This is a genomic window from Algoriphagus aquimarinus (assembly GCF_007997215.1).
Lineage (GTDB): Bacteria > Bacteroidota > Bacteroidia > Cytophagales > Cyclobacteriaceae > Algoriphagus > Algoriphagus aquimarinus_A.
In genome coordinates this window covers 301,313-315,721 of sequence record NZ_VORW01000004.1, presented here as the reverse complement: position 1 = coordinate 315,721, position 14,409 = coordinate 301,313, and the positions used below count along the sequence as shown (strand labels likewise).

Here is a 14,409-nt window from a genome sequence, read left to right as displayed (position 1 = left end):
TGTCCGAAGAAATGTGTATTTTTCATCTGCTGTATTTATTGGTTGTGGTAAACTGAAAATACAGAAAAGGGGAAGCTTCTCAAACGAAGCTTCCCCTAAATTTTAAACCGTTTCTCGGACAGTAGTGATTAAAAATCAAGGTTTCATTTGAGCCAATCAAAGCAAAAGAATTAGGAATATTTTCCAATTCTGAAACCCAAGCGTAGGTAGTGTAATTAGACAAGTTTGAGCCACCGTCTTCTCTAGTTACTACCTTCATCTGTTTGTTTGAGCAAGCAGCGATTGACAAACTGAATACGGTTAATAGTAAGAAATATGTTAATTTTTTCATGACATTATAATTTTTGATGAAACATGCATAAAAAGAAGACTTACTTAAATTGACCCTATTTCGGATCTTAAAAACACTGCCAGTATAACAGCTGATCTAGCTTCCTTTTACTTATACGTCCATTATAGCGCGAATACGATGCCAAGCATATAATGTAGACTTACACCACATAACACACATAAAATCAATTATTTAATATAAAATAATGTGTAAAAACCTCAACGGATCGTGGAAAAAATTGCGGTTGGTTTCACTGAGAAAGACCTCTTAAAACATCATCAATGTGATAATACAACCAATCTAAAGAACTCGCTGGTCTTAAAATCATAAAAGAGATAATTGAATTTAGCCCCAAATTCACAATGCTAACCAGTATGCTCTCAAAGAAAGTGTCTTAATAATTTATAGTACACCCAAAGAAATATTTATTTTCTCTACTCTCTATCAGAAGTTTACCTTAATTTAAAATCGATTCTTGAAAGGAATTGAATTTTAAAAAGAACTAGTAAATAAGCCCACCTAACTTAACTATGAAAAAATTCCTGCTTGGTTTAAACTCCCTTTTACTACTTCTGATTTTCATAGGATGTACTTCCAATACCAAGGAATCAGAAACTACCATTGGTTTTAACCTCCAGGAATCCGACCTCCCAGATTATGAAAAAGATATAGACCATCAAGGTCTACTTACCGCATGGGGAGACCGTCAAGGGGAATCTATTCGGACAGGCGAGCATATTTACAACAATATCTGTTTCAATTGCCATGGTAATCCCGATCAGGAAGGCTCTATGCCGAATGCTTTCAAGTTTTGGAAAGATGAATTTAAAGTAGGGAAAGATCCCTATTCCATCTATCAGACGCTCACCAGAGGCTACGGCTCCATGCCTCCACAAGTCAATTTGACTCCTGTAGAAAAGTACGACATCATCAATTACTTAAGGGAAACCTTTTTGAAGGAGGAAAATCCAACTCAATACATCGACCTCGATTCGACGTACTTAGCAAGCTTACCGGTCGGGACAAATACTGGCCCAGAGGCCAAAGAATTTAAGCCTTGGGCTGAAATGGATTATGGGAATTTTTTAATCAACACCTATGAACTTGTTGACCAAGATGCCGCACCAAGAAATCGTTCCACAGGTCCTGCTCCGCTTCCAGATGAAGATCTAATTAATTCAAATTTCGCATATAAGGGTATTGCCGTAAGACTAGATCCTGGAGAAGGTGGAGTTGCTGCGGGCAAAGCCTGGATGATGTTTGATCACGATCTTATGAGAGTTGCAGGCGCTTGGACTGGGGAAGGATTTATAGATTGGGAAGCCATTTTATTCAATGGAAAACACAATATTTCACCAAGAACCGTTGGTGATCTCCATTTTGAAAACCCTGTTGCACCGGCTTGGGCAAATCCCGCAACCGGCAGCTTTGATGATCCCAGGTATACAGCTAGAGATAAACGAAAGTTCGGTCCATTACCTCGTGAGTGGACACATTATGAGGGCCTGTACCAATACGGTAATCAGGTGATTATTTCCTACACAGTGGGCAAAGCAAGAGTATTGGAAACTTTTGGACTGGAATATTTGGATGATCAGCCTGTTTTCACCCGAACATTGAACATATCTCCTTCTGACAAACCACTTAAAATGAGAGTTGCCCCAAGCGCTACAGCTGTTGCTTTGGTAGGTAAAGGAGCAGTTTTGAAAGATCAGGGCGGTTTTAATGTATTGGAAGTTAGTCCTCACCAAAATCTGAATATCAAGATATTGATGGCAAAATCCGGTACCCAAGGACTCCAGGAATTTGCTAAATCTTTACCACCACCAGAGGATTTGACTAGGATTAAAGACGGTCCTCCAAGATTTCCTGAAAAGTTGACCACCAAAATCATCAAAGGTGAGCAAGAAGGTCCCTTTCAAGTAGATATTTTGAATCCGCCATTTGACAGTCCTTGGAAAAATCAATTCAGACTAAGTGGTCTGGACTTTTTCAAAGATCCCAACAAAGGTGTGATTTGCTCCACTGACGGGGACGTATGGCTAGTGGAAGGTTTCCTGAAAGATTCCGGAGAACTTACCTGGCAACGTATCGCTTCTGGATTGTTCCAGCCTTTGGGAATAAAAGTAGTAAACGAGGAAATTTATGTCACCTGCAGAGATCAGCTTGTTCGCTTGCACGATTATAATGGTGACAACGAAACGGACTTTTACGAAAGCTTCAACAACGATCATCAGGTCACCGATCACTTTCATGAATTTGCCATGGGGCTTCAGGTCGATGATGAAGGAAATTTCTATTATGCGAAAAGTGCCCGTCACGCCAGAGAGGCTTTGATTCCTCAACATGGAACCTTGATCAAAGTGAGCAAGGATGGTAAAAAGACAGATATCATCGCAAAAGGATTCAGAGCGGCAAATGGAGTCTGCATCAATCCTGATGGCACTTTTATCGTGACAGATCAGGAAGGTCACTGGAACCCAATGAATAGAATCAACTGGGTAAAAGAAGGTGGATTCTATGGAAACATGTTCAGTTACAATCCTCCTCCTGACAGCACCGAAAATGGAATGGAACTTCCTTTGGTTTGGGTAGAGCGGGATATAGATCAGTCACCCTCCGAACTACTTTGGGTAGATAGCAAAAAGTGGGGAGCATTAGACGGAAAACTTCTGAACTTCTCCTACGGGTATGGAAAAATCTTTGTAATTCCATACGAGACAGTTGGAGAGCAAGTCCAGGGAGGCATTTTCGAATTACCGATTCCGAGATTTTCTACCGGTGTGATGCGCGGAAGATTTAATCCTGGAGATGAGCAATTATACCTCTGTGGTTTATCTGCTTGGGGTTCTACCCAGCCACAATTGGGTGGGCTTTATCGAATAAGAAAAGTAGATCAGCCCATGGTTATTCCAATTGAAATCAAAGCCACTACCGCAGGGATTGAGCTAAGTTTTACAGCCGAACTGGATCCATCCAGCGTCAATCAAATCACAAACTATACCGTGGAAACATGGGATTTGTTGAGATCAAGAAATTACGGATCAAAGCACTACAATGAAAAAACGTTGTCTGTCACCAAAGCGGAATTAGGGAAGGACAAAAAGACGATACTACTGACTATTCCCGACATCAAACCAACTTGGGTCATGGAAATTCAATACCAGGTGAAGGATAAAAATGGTAAAAGTATTGAAGGATCAATTCAGAATACAATTCACCAATTGGGAGAAATCGCGGCTAGGTAAGTATGATCAACTTGAGATTATTCTTCATCGCTTTTTTATATATGGTCCTTTCCCCAGGCAATGCACAAACTCTTTCTTCTCATCAATGGAAAAATCGTGTGATAATCGTTCATTCAAATGATTCTACCTCTCCACTTTTTAAATCACAAATTCTAGAATTGAAGGAACATCAGAAAGGTTTGGAAGAAAGGCGTCTTATAATTTATCAGACTACTACGGAACAATTTAAAAAAGGACTTCGAGAGGATGCAAATTGGCATAAATCAGAAAACGATCTTCAGCATATTAAAAAATCTGAAACTGTCTTCGAAGTTACACTACTTGGTCTGGATGGGGGAATAAAACTCCGGAAAAATGAGCTATTAACCTGTGAAGAGCTATTTGCAACAATAGACCAAATGCCGATGAGAAGGTCAGAAATAAAAAAAGACAGCTTGAGAAATAAGCCTGACTTTTAAGTAATCAAAAAAGACTAAGCTTTTTAATATCACAAATCTAAGCTCAATTTAAACGAAATTATTAATTTGGTGTCATCAGACTCTTAACACCTGTGGACAATTGCGATATAGACGCAATAGGGTAAAGGGAGTTGGGTAAATAAAAGTGTTGGCTTCAATTTAACAAATATCGAATATGAGACATGTGATTCTAGTTATTGCTCTAATTGTATGTTCTTGTGATTATGCATTAGAACAAAAAGTATTAGTGCTAGATAGAAAAAGTGACAAGCCAATAGAAAACGCCAAAATTGACATTCAAGGTTATAATTGTATGACTGACTCAACAGGGTTTTGTGAAATTCAAGAAATAACTGGTCTTCTTTCCGACCGCACAATACTTGTAACAAAAGAGGGTTTTTCGACATTTGAAATTCATATAATCAGAGAAAGTAACGAATGGCAATATTCCCAGAAGGTTGATTCAACATTTAAACCAGTTAACAATTTTGGGATAAAGTCTGATACACTAATAGTTTATTTAGAAGGGAGCAAGTGAAACTGATGCTAACAAACAGTAAAACTCCTTCATAATTCCCCAAACTTAACAAGTCCACCCCCTCGAGAAGCAAGACAACAAACCCCGCACTACTTCGCGCTTTCTTCGCGCCCTTAGCGGTTAAAAAAAAGCATAAAAAAAACCGAGCCTTACAGCCCGGTTTCAATGTTGGTTTTCGTCTTCAGTTGTTACTTTTCAAGACTGATGTACTGTATGAATTCGTTTCTTGATTGCTCGTCTTTTTCGAATTTCCCTGAGTAAAAAGAAGTCACCGTAGAACTTTGCGTGTCCTTCACCCCTCTGGAGCTGACACACATGTGATAAGCATCGATGATCACCGCCACATCGTCTGTTCCAAGCGCCTCTTTCAGTTCATTCCCGATCTGCATGGTCAGTCTCTCCTGCACTTGTGGGCGCTGAGAGAAATACTGCACGATTCGGTTGATTTTGGATAGTCCGATTACGCTTCCATTGGAAATGTAGGCCACGTGGGCTTTTCCGTATATCGGCACGAAATGATGCTCGCAGTGAGAATGTACGGTGATATCCTTCTCTACCAGCATCTCATTATACTTGTATTTATTTTCAAAAAGCTTTGCGACAGGCTTATTCTTAGGATTCAGCCCAGAGAATACTTCCTTCACATACATCTTTGCTACACGATGCGGAGTGCCTTTGAGACTGTCATCTGTGAGATCCAGCCCCATGATGTTCATGATTTCTCTGAAATGCTTCTCGATCAACTCTACTTTCAGCTCATCATCCATTTCGAAAGCATCCTCACGAAGGGGAGTCTCCAGGGAAGTTCCTACGTGGTCTTCACCGATTTCCTCAAATGAAGCGCGGGCGATTTTAATTCCCATCGTATTCAACAAAGTTTCTTTCTGTTTCATAAAGTCGAATCGTTAACTCGAATTTTCGATCAATTTTTTCCCTTAAAATATTCCAAATAACCACTGCAATGTTCTCAGCGGTTGGGTTAAGTTCTTTGAATTCATCGGTATCCAGGTTTAAATTTTTGTGATCTAATTTCCTCAACACATGCTCCTTGATCAAGTCACTAAGCACTTTCATGTCATAAACATAGCCAGTTTGCGGATCTACTTCCCCTTTCAGCTTCACAACCAATTCATAGTTGTGACCATGGAAATGGGGATTATTGCACTTTCCAAAAACGGCTTGATTTTGTTCATCTGACCAGTCAGGATTATGAAGGCGATGTGCCGCGTTGAAATGTTCTTTTCTGTAAACTGATACTTTCATGGAATGCTGAAACAGCCGCTTTTCTATTTTTGTTTGAATTATTTTTCTATTTGTCTGTTAGAGTACTAGAAGTATCCTGATTGACAGGTAAATAATTTTGGAAACGCAAAATTACAGATTAATAATTGGTACCAAAATCAAAGTCCTATCTCGTATAGCCAAGAACGGATAAAGCCGCTGAGAAGGTTCACGAAAAATAATTCACATCTTTTATGGTCAAAATCATAAGAGACTGACTTCAAGTTCGTTTGAAGTCACAGGATATCCTCCTAACTTTGCAAAATCACCCAAATGCTTATGCTATCACAAACACTTGCGATTACCTTCCTATTGTTTATAGGAATTTTCCCAAATCCAGATTTCAAAGAAAATAATACAAATACCACCTCCATCGACCCAGTCACCGCTATTTACGATGGACTTCATATTAAAAACGGAGTTCTTCCTTCCAGAGAAGTATTCAACTTGGCTATCCAAGGTTGGAACAAAATGAAAGGAAATCTCAAATCAAAAGTTCTCACAGTAATTGATTTCAGCCTTCCTTCTACCGCTAAGCGGATGTGGGTGATAGATCCTGAAAAAGGTGAAGTGCTATTGAATTCTGTAGTTTCTCACGGTAGAAATTCCGGAGACCTAATGGCAAATACCTTCTCTAATGTGCCAGAATCCTTCAAAAGCAGCTTAGGTTTTTATAAAACTGCCGAAACTTACTCAGGCAAACATGGCTATTCTCTTCGACTAGATGGACTGGAAAAAGGCTTTAATGATCAAGCTAGAAATCGAGCAATTGTAATTCACGGAGCAGATTATGCCCGTGAAGAATTTGCCGAATCAGTTGGAAGATTAGGAAGAAGCTTAGGCTGTCCTGCCCTTCCAAGCGAACTTTCTGCACAAGCAATTGATCTGATCAAAGACGGCTCTTTGCTATTCATCTTTGGAAAAGACGATAATTACTTATCAAAATCAAGCCTGATCAAGGCTTGATTTTTTGCTTTTAAGCGCTTTCAGTAATGATTGGTCTCTTTCGTAGACATCTGATCTGAAATTAGCTTTTCCTTTTTTATCTGCCCAGAAAGTCATATAAACTAGCACCACTGGTATTTCTCTATCCAACTTCACTACCTCTTCGTTGGTTTGATTCATCGCTTTTTGGATCTTTTCATCATCCCAAGACTTATCATTAAGCAAGATCTTTGCGAATTGATCTGGATTCTGAATTCTGATACATCCGTGACTAAGCGCTCTTGTCTCCCGATCAAAAAGACTTCTAGCTGGAGTATCGTGGATGTAAATATTGTAATCATTTGGGAACATGAATTTCACCAAACCCAAGGAATTATCTCCTCCTGGCTTTTGTCTAACTCTGTAGCCTTTCTCTTTTGAAAAATTGACTTGAGAAGCTTTCACCACTTCTCCACTTCCATCCACCACTTCCATATTTTTCTGAGAGAGATAATTTGGGTTTTTCTGAACTGAGGGAATAATCTCATCATTGGTGATCGATTCGGGAATATTCCAATAGGGACTAAAAACGATGTAACTCATCGGCGCCGTGAAAGTCGGTGACTCATTATATTCTTTTCCCACAATCACTTTTGCTGTGAACGCAGTATCAGAATTATTCATGTAGTCCAACTGATAGTTGGCGATGTTTACTAGAACCATCTCCTGATCCCAATCCATTTGTGGCATCCAACGCAGTCTTTCCATGTTGATGGATGCGATATCGATGAGATTTTGAGGGGAATTATTGAGCGATTCAGCGACTAAGGAACCGATCACGCCGTCAGGATTCATTCCATTGGACTCTTGATATTTCTGCAATCCTGCAAACATGGTAGAGTCAAAAAGTGAAGGATCTGCAGTTTCATAAGGCTTCAAAACATCCCAAAAGATCAAACGCTTACGCAAAGCTGGAATCGCTTCGTGCTTCTCCCCTACTTTGATGGCGTCATCTACCTTAGCAAAATCCCAAGTAAGCGTGTCATTCTTCTGAATCTGGTATAGCTCCTCCATCGCTTCTCTGCCATGTGCATATAAGTCTGAAGTAGGATATAGACTTGCCAAGGTCTTCTCCACAGAGCTTCCATTGGCTACTTTTTCCAATAACCCAGTGTAATTCACGTCAGTTTCCTTCTCTTCAAACTTCCAAGTTGGATCCAAGCTTGAAGGATTCACTTTCCCTTTTTCCAAGTCATGGGCTAATCTGAAAAAGCTATCAGTAAGCAAAAGTTCTAAGTTGACTTTCTCCTCTGAGGAAAGATTTCTGAATTTCTTATTCTCTTTCTCCTGATTAGAAGAAAGTTCATAGATGTTGGCCAGGTTATAATCTTCCGGCTGCAAACCATCATATTTTGAGTTTTCAATCTGAGCGAGCATTTCCTTTCCAGTTTTGGAAAGTGTCCCGTTGAAAAGCCAAACTTCCATATATTCTCTACCAGCATAAAAGCTCTGAATTTCTTCTGAATAATTTGAGTTGGCTAAAACACCGGTTTTCTCTCCACTTAGATTTGCCTGCAGTTCATCTGTCAAATCAGATCTGCGTTGGTTAAAAAACCAGATGAGTCCTACTGCAAGGAGTAGAACTGCGGATATTGGGACGATTATCTTCTTATTCATAAAAGGCGATTTGTATCACCTTCTACTAGTCAAAGTTCATACGCTTAATTTTTTGTAAAAATAAAATCCCGAGAACCCTATTTATCTCACTACAAATCAATGATTTAAGACAGACTAAAATTGTAGAGCGAAAAAATCTTACTCTTTTTTACTGAGTCTGGAATTGCCCAAGTTGGGGTAAAAGACTTAACACCTGCCCCCTCTCTGCTTTTCCATAGACCAGAAAACTCACTGACCGAAAAACTGGATCACTTACGCAATGCGATCAAAACTTCCTCATCTCTGTCATAGATATCTTGTCTGAAATGCCCTAGTCCCTTTGAATCTGCCCAGAAGGTCATATAAAGCAGCACCACGGGTATCTTTCGGTCTAGGGTTACAATCTGCTCATGGCTTTGATGCATGGCAGCATTGATCTTCTCTGGCGTCCATGAACTATCACTTTTAAGCAATAGCTGCGCGAATGTCGTAGGATCCTGAATTCGAATACAGCCATGACTCAGTGCTCGGTCTTCTCTTTCAAAAAGACTCCTCGAAGGCGTATCGTGAATGTAGACACTATGCTCATTTGGGAACATAAATTTCACCAGTCCCAGAGAATTAGTAGCTCCAGGTTTCTGACGCACCATATAAGGAATTGATCTTCCACTCCAATTCACCGAAGCAGGATCCACAGGTTTACCTGAGAAAGTCACTACTTCCATGTTTTTCTGGGTCAGGTAATTCGGGTTTTTACGAACTGCAGGCATGACTTCATTTCGCACAATCGAAGTAGGTAAATTCCAGTAAGGGCTAAAGACGATGTAACTCATGGCAGAAGAAAAAATAGGCGACTCATGGTACTTCTTTCCCACGATCACTCGTGTAGAAAATAGCGTATCTCGATTGCTTATATAATCCAACTGATAGTTGGCAATATTCACCAAGATCATCTCAGCTCCCCGCAAAGTATCAGGCAACCAACGTAGACGCTCCATATTTACCGACGCTTTGTCAATCAAATCCGTTGGCGATTGATTCAGTGCATTAACTGTGTTTTTGCCCAAAGCTCCATCGGGCTCTAGACCATTTCTCTGTTGGAATTTCTGAACAGCAACAAACATCGTCGAGTCGTATTCCTTTTCATCTTCAAATGTGTATGGCTCTAGATACTTCCAAAAAGCTAAACGCTCACGTAAGTTCGGCATCCCGCCATTAGTCTCCCCTACTTTAATGGTTTTCGACACTTTGACTGCCTTCCAGTTGAGGGTATCCTGCTTACGGATTTCATCCATAGCCCGAATCACTTCACGCCCTTTTTTGTAAATCGTAATCGTAGGATAAAGTGTCTCCAGCGATTGCCTAATCTGCTGCCGCTTTAGTGCTGATTCTAGCAGTTCATTATAAGAGACTTTAGCTTTTTTAGCAGTGATATGCCAGTCACCTGCTAGGGACTGAGGATCCACTTTGCCTACTTCCAGATGTGCTGCCAAATGAAAAAATGCATCGGAAAGCAATAGATCCACATCTGCCAGATCATCCAAGGCATTGGAGATACCTTGTTTTTTATTAGACTCGAAAAGTGTGAAAAACACATTAATCAGATCCAAGTGATAATCCTTGGGACTAAGCCCATCAAATTTGCTTTGAATTATTTCAAACCGAAGTTCGTACGCAAATTCAGTGAGCACTCCATTTTCTGTCCAAACAGGATTGAACATACGATGATTATAAAATTGATAAATTTCGCCTTTGGCAAAAAGCTCATTCTGACGCACATTTAAAGGAACATCAGGCTGATCCAGCTCTAGCCTAATTCTGATATTATCTTGCAGATCAGTACGCTGAGCCAAACAAAAAAGCCCCGGAGCAAAACTCAGGAGCAATACTAACAGCAAGTGTTTGTGCATATTTTTAGATTAATTATTCACATCAAAATCCTGATACTTTCTTCCAAGTGTCCAGGCTTCTTTCAGCATCTCTAAGAATTGCCCCATCTTATGAAGTGGGATCAAGTTTGGCCCGTCGCTCAGCGCTACAGATGGGTCTGGATGAGTCTCGATAAAGAAGCCATCAATTCCAGTTGCCGCTGCTGCTCTAGCTAGGATAGGCGCAAATTCACGCTGTCCTCCACTAGTTCCACCTTGACCACCTGGCTGCTGCACAGAATGCGTGATATCAAAAACCACCGGAGCAAACTGACGCATAATCGGAAGCCCTCTCATATCCACTACCAAATTATGGTAACCTAGAGAAAAGCCTCTTTCCGTCAAACACACATTTTCATTTCCAGTTGACCTCACTTTGGTCACCGCATACTGCATGTCCTCAGGAGCCATAAATTGGCCTCGCTTGATTTTGACAGCTTTTCCACTTTCGCCTGCGGCTAAAAGCAAATCCGTCTGCCGACATAGAAATGCAGGAATCTGCAACACATCTACTACTTCAGCTACATCCTTCACCTGATAGCTTTCATGGATATCTGTCACCAAAGGAACGTTCAATGCATTGCCTACGCGCTGCAAAACTTCCAACGATTTATCCATCCCTATGCTTCGAAAAGATCCAGAGGAAGTACGGTTAGCTTTGTCAAATGAAGCTTTAAACACATAAGAAAATCCGTGCTGATCGGCCCAGTCTTTAACTTTTGTCCCTATTTCAAGACAAATATCATAGCTCTCCACTGCGCAAGGGCCAGAGAATAAAACAGGTTTGTCTTCTCCCAAAATCACCGAATCAGTGATGCGCATGGGTTGGTTATTTCTTATCATTTTCCTTTTGGGATAAAGTATCAATCAATGGGACGAGTTGGCCTTTGGAATGAAGAAGCAAATCTCCCACTTCTCTAAAAACTCCCTCTCCTCCTTTAAATCTAGACACATAATGAGCAATCGGCTTTATGTACTCTACGGCATCAGCAGCAACTATAGCTAGACCGACACGGGCTAAAATAGGCAAATCGATCAAGTCATCGCCGATGTAAGCAACTTCCTCAGCTTCAAGTTCTAGTGTCTCTAAGACTTCCTGAAACTTTTTACCCTTGTTCTTGACACCATGGTAATGAAAATCAAACTTGAGTTCTTCACAGCGGTTTTGCACCACGTAGGATTCTCTCCCGGTGATTGCCCCTACCATTAAGCCACTTTTGCGAAGGTGATAGACGATCAAGCCATCCTTGACATTAAATTTCTTGAATTCCAGCTTATTATCATCGTAGATAATGCCGCCGTCAGTCATCACTCCATCTATGTCAGTGATGACCAATTTTATTTTGGCTGCTCTTTCCCACACATCTTCTGTAACGTGTGAGAAGTAGTCAGCTACTATTTTTTCTGTTTCCATTGGATAGAATAAAGGTCGAGCCTTCTCTGCTCGAGGTTTCGTACACTTCCTGCTTTTCTCTGCTTGGTCAAAAGATCCAAATCCACATCAGCCACGATGATTGTTTCTTCATTTTCTGAAGCCATCGCCACTACCGCATCATGAGGAAAAGAGAAATCTGACGGAGAATAAATCGCAGCTTGAGAATACTGAATATCCATGTTCTCCACTTTCGGCAGGTTACCAACCGAACCCGTAATCGCTACATAACATTCATTTTCGATCGCTCGAGACTTTGCACAGGTGTTCACACGAAGGAAGGCATTCTTGGTATCTGTCCAAAATGGCACAAATAAGATATCCATTTCCTGCTCAGCCAGGATTCTTCCCAGTTCAGGGAATTCCACATCGTAACAGATCAAGATCCCAATTCTTCCCGCATCGGTTTCGAATACATTGATCCCATTCCCGCCTTGAAGTCCCCAGTAGGAAGCCTCATCTGGTGTAATATGGAGCTTGTATTGCTTGTCCTGCGTACCATCTCTTCGGCAGAGGTAACTCACATTTCTTAGCTTTTTACCATCATATTCAGGCATGGAACCTGCGACGATGTTCACGTTATAGGAAACCGCAAGATCGCTCATTCTGCTTATGATCTCGTCGGTGTATTCTGCCAGATTACGGATCGCTTCGGAAGCATCCATGTCATTGAATTCCGCCAAAAGCGGTGCATTGAAGAATTCGGGAAGTAGGCAGAAATCTGATTTGTAACCAGAAACTGTATCCACGAAGAATTCTACCTGTTGCATCAGATCATCCACATTGGCGAAGCGACGCATTTTCCACTGCACCAGGCCTAGACGAACTATTGATTTTTTGTTACCAATTAGCTTCTCGTCCTTTTCGTAATAAATATTGATCCACTCGAGAAGTGTAGCATAGGCTCTGGAATCTGTATCCGAAGGCAAATACTTTGTAATCACCTTTCGTACGTGGAATTCATTCGCAATCTGAAAAGACAATACGGAGTCATATATCTCCTTATTTTTAACAAGGTCGATATACTTCCGAGGTGTCATTTCATCCGCGTAATTTTTATATCCTGGGATTCTTCCTCCTGCAATAATAGATCGAAGGTTCAGATTCTCACAAATCTCCTTACGCACGTCATACAGTCTACGTCCGAGACGCATTCCGCGATAGTCGGTATGGACAAAGACATCCGTACCGTACAGCGTATCGCCTTCCATATCATGGGTGTCGAATTTGCCAAAGCCAGTGATCTGATCATAGGTATGGTTGTCACCAAACTTATTGTAATCGACCACCAAACTCATAGCAGCTGCTACCAGTTTCCCGTTATCCTCTATACCAATCTGGCCTTCTGGAAAAGCCTTCAGTTGATTCTTAAACTCTTGTTTAGTCCATGCACCGCCTTGATTTTTATAGATCGAACTCATGATTTCCTGAATATCCTCATAGTCCGAAAGTTTTACGTTTCGCAGCTTAAGCCGGTGCTCTAACTCTTCTTTTTGCTTGCTCATGCCTCAAAATTAGCCAAAATCAATTAAATAATTCTAAAGAGTCATTCCTTAAGAAAAGAAACGGAACAATCCATTCAATTGCGTGTTTTGAAAGAATTATATTACATTAAAAGGCGATTCTGAAGGGTTTGAGAATTGAAAAGAAGAAAAGAAAGCACATATTAAATGCAGCAGGAAATAAAAGAAGTAGCTGAAGAGAAGGCCCAAGGCTTTATAGAATGGCTACAGGAAATATTCAATTACAGCCTAGTCAACTTGGGCGAGTCTAAGCTTACTGTAGGTTTGATCCTCACCTTGATCATATCCTTCATAGTCCTTTTCATCATTACCGAATGGATTCGCAGACTACTCGTACACAAAGTCTTAACTCGCTATCAGATCGATTCCGGCACCAGGTCCTCTATAGGCATGATCGTCAAGTACGTGCTGATTTTGGCGGGTGTATTTTCTATATTACAAACCAACGGAGTTGATCTAAGCGCATTCGGAATCCTAGCTGGAGCATTAGGTGTAGGTATTGGTTTTGGCCTGCAAAACATCACGAATAACTTTATTTCCGGGCTAATTATCCTGTTTGAGCAGCCTATAAAAGTGGGTGATCGTATCGAGGTAGGCGATGTTTCTGGTGATGTAATCCGAATTTCTGCCCGCTCCACTACCATTGTCACCAATGACAATATCACGATAATTGTACCCAACAGTCAGTTTATAGACAGTCCAGTAATCAACTGGTCACATAATGACAGAAATATACGTTTCAACTTCCCAGTTGGAGTAGCTTACAAAGAAGACCCGGAAAAAGTGAGGGGCATCCTCGTAGAAGCAGCGAAAGAAAATAATGGAGTGCTGAATACTCCTGCTCCAGATGTGCTTTTCGATAGCTATGGAGACAATAGCATCAATTTCATTCTGCGTGTATGGTCTTCAGAATACATTAATCGCCCCAAAGTGCTGAAAAGCCAATTATACTTTGCAATTTTCAAAAAATTTGGTGAGCAAGGAATAGAAATCCCTTTCCCTCAGCGCGATCTTCACCTCAAGTCTGGATTTGAAAAGTTAGAAAATTAGCCTAATTTTCGTGTTGAATAGTAACGCTATTCAATTGAAC

Annotated in this window: 13 protein-coding genes; 5 read left to right on the top strand and 8 right to left on the bottom strand. The window is 40.7% G+C overall.

All coding sequences use genetic code 11. The features are described 5' to 3' along the window. Positions 1-79: 79 nt before the first annotated feature. A complete protein-coding gene (locus ESV85_RS10140; RefSeq protein ID WP_146917149.1) occupies positions 80-331 on the bottom strand; it encodes a hypothetical protein in 252 nt (83 codons plus the stop codon). A 530-nt stretch (positions 332-861) separates the two neighbouring features. On the opposite strand from ESV85_RS10140, the gene ESV85_RS10135 reads away from it, so the two are divergent. From ESV85_RS10135 to ESV85_RS10125, 3 genes are all read left to right on the top strand, one after another. Beyond that, positions 862-3,579: a DUF6797 domain-containing protein gene (locus tag ESV85_RS10135; RefSeq protein WP_146917146.1), complete on the top strand. Its 2,718-nt coding sequence runs from the start codon at positions 862-864 to the stop codon at positions 3,577-3,579. A 2-nt stretch (positions 3,580-3,581) separates the two neighbouring features. Continuing rightward, complete coding sequence (locus tag ESV85_RS10130; protein ID WP_146917144.1) at positions 3,582-4,037, top strand: DUF4174 domain-containing protein; 456 nt, start codon at positions 3,582-3,584, stop codon at positions 4,035-4,037. Between the two features lie 175 nt (positions 4,038-4,212). After that, a complete protein-coding gene (locus tag ESV85_RS10125; RefSeq protein ID WP_146917142.1) occupies positions 4,213-4,575 on the top strand; it encodes a hypothetical protein in 363 nt (120 codons plus the stop codon). A 188-nt stretch (positions 4,576-4,763) separates the two neighbouring features. Here the strand turns inward: ESV85_RS10125 and folE are convergent, their stop codons facing one another. Further along, the gene (gene folE / locus ESV85_RS10120) at positions 4,764-5,468 is read right to left on the bottom strand and encodes a GTP cyclohydrolase I FolE (protein ID WP_146917139.1); all 705 of its coding nucleotides are present in this window, start codon (positions 5,466-5,468) and stop codon (positions 4,764-4,766) included. Then, a complete protein-coding gene (locus tag ESV85_RS10115; protein WP_146917138.1) occupies positions 5,428-5,838 on the bottom strand; it encodes a 6-pyruvoyl trahydropterin synthase family protein in 411 nt (136 codons plus the stop codon). The genes folE and ESV85_RS10115 overlap by 41 nt, the downstream gene beginning before the upstream one ends. A 297-nt stretch (positions 5,839-6,135) precedes the next feature. Here ESV85_RS10115 and ESV85_RS10110 point away from each other — a divergent pair, with 297 nt between their 5' ends. Then, entirely contained in the window at positions 6,136-6,822 is a 687-nt protein-coding gene (locus ESV85_RS10110) for a murein L,D-transpeptidase catalytic domain family protein (RefSeq protein WP_146917136.1), read from the top strand. Here ESV85_RS10110 and ESV85_RS10105 read toward each other — a convergent pair. The 5 genes from ESV85_RS10105 to ESV85_RS10085 all read right to left on the bottom strand — a co-directional run bounded on the left by ESV85_RS10105 (position 6,802) and on the right by ESV85_RS10085 (position 13,301). Beyond that, positions 6,802-8,457, bottom strand: coding sequence for a murein L,D-transpeptidase (locus ESV85_RS10105; RefSeq protein WP_146917134.1), 1,656 nt, complete (start codon positions 8,455-8,457; stop codon positions 6,802-6,804). The genes ESV85_RS10110 and ESV85_RS10105 overlap by 21 nt on opposite strands. Before the next feature lie 248 nt (positions 8,458-8,705). Next, positions 8,706-10,346, bottom strand: a complete 1,641-nt coding sequence (locus tag ESV85_RS10100) for a murein L,D-transpeptidase (RefSeq protein ID WP_146917131.1) — start codon at positions 10,344-10,346, stop codon at positions 8,706-8,708. Between the two features lie 9 nt (positions 10,347-10,355). Next, positions 10,356-11,207, bottom strand: a complete 852-nt coding sequence (gene kdsA, locus ESV85_RS10095) for a 3-deoxy-8-phosphooctulonate synthase (RefSeq protein WP_146917130.1) — start codon at positions 11,205-11,207, stop codon at positions 10,356-10,358. Continuing rightward, positions 11,194-11,778, bottom strand: a complete 585-nt coding sequence (locus ESV85_RS10090; RefSeq protein ID WP_146917127.1) for a KdsC family phosphatase — start codon at positions 11,776-11,778, stop codon at positions 11,194-11,196. The genes kdsA and ESV85_RS10090 overlap by 14 nt, the downstream gene beginning before the upstream one ends. After that, positions 11,760-13,301 carry a bifunctional GNAT family N-acetyltransferase/carbon-nitrogen hydrolase family protein gene (locus ESV85_RS10085; RefSeq protein WP_146917125.1) on the bottom strand — a complete coding sequence of 514 codons (1,542 nt, stop codon included), beginning with the start codon at positions 13,299-13,301 and terminating at the stop codon, positions 11,760-11,762. Before ESV85_RS10085 ends, ESV85_RS10090 begins: the two co-directional genes overlap by 19 nt. Positions 13,302-13,466: 165 nt before the next feature. Between ESV85_RS10085 and ESV85_RS10080 the strand changes: the two genes are divergently transcribed. Continuing rightward, positions 13,467-14,369, top strand: a complete 903-nt coding sequence (locus ESV85_RS10080) for a mechanosensitive ion channel family protein (protein ID WP_146917123.1) — start codon at positions 13,467-13,469, stop codon at positions 14,367-14,369. Positions 14,370-14,409 lie beyond the last annotated feature (40 nt).

Coding starts and splice junctions, on each gene's coding strand:
- ESV85_RS10140 (WP_146917149.1), bottom strand. CDS start 331: ATGAAAAAATTAACATATTTCTTACTATTAACCGTATTCAGTTTGTCA.
- ESV85_RS10135 (WP_146917146.1), top strand. CDS start 862: ATGAAAAAATTCCTGCTTGGTTTAAACTCCCTTTTACTACTTCTGATT.
- ESV85_RS10130 (WP_146917144.1), top strand. CDS start 3,582: ATGATCAACTTGAGATTATTCTTCATCGCTTTTTTATATATGGTCCTT.
- ESV85_RS10125 (WP_146917142.1), top strand. CDS start 4,213: ATGAGACATGTGATTCTAGTTATTGCTCTAATTGTATGTTCTTGTGAT.
- folE (WP_146917139.1), bottom strand. CDS start 5,468: ATGAAACAGAAAGAAACTTTGTTGAATACGATGGGAATTAAAATCGCC.
- ESV85_RS10115 (WP_146917138.1), bottom strand. CDS start 5,838: ATGAAAGTATCAGTTTACAGAAAAGAACATTTCAACGCGGCACATCGC.
- ESV85_RS10110 (WP_146917136.1), top strand. CDS start 6,136: ATGCTATCACAAACACTTGCGATTACCTTCCTATTGTTTATAGGAATT.
- ESV85_RS10105 (WP_146917134.1), bottom strand. CDS start 8,457: ATGAATAAGAAGATAATCGTCCCAATATCCGCAGTTCTACTCCTTGCA.
- ESV85_RS10100 (WP_146917131.1), bottom strand. CDS start 10,346: ATGCACAAACACTTGCTGTTAGTATTGCTCCTGAGTTTTGCTCCGGGG.
- kdsA (WP_146917130.1), bottom strand. CDS start 11,207: ATGATAAGAAATAACCAACCCATGCGCATCACTGATTCGGTGATTTTG.
- ESV85_RS10090 (WP_146917127.1), bottom strand. CDS start 11,778: ATGGAAACAGAAAAAATAGTAGCTGACTACTTCTCACACGTTACAGAA.
- ESV85_RS10085 (WP_146917125.1), bottom strand. CDS start 13,301: ATGAGCAAGCAAAAAGAAGAGTTAGAGCACCGGCTTAAGCTGCGAAAC.
- ESV85_RS10080 (WP_146917123.1), top strand. CDS start 13,467: ATGCAGCAGGAAATAAAAGAAGTAGCTGAAGAGAAGGCCCAAGGCTTT.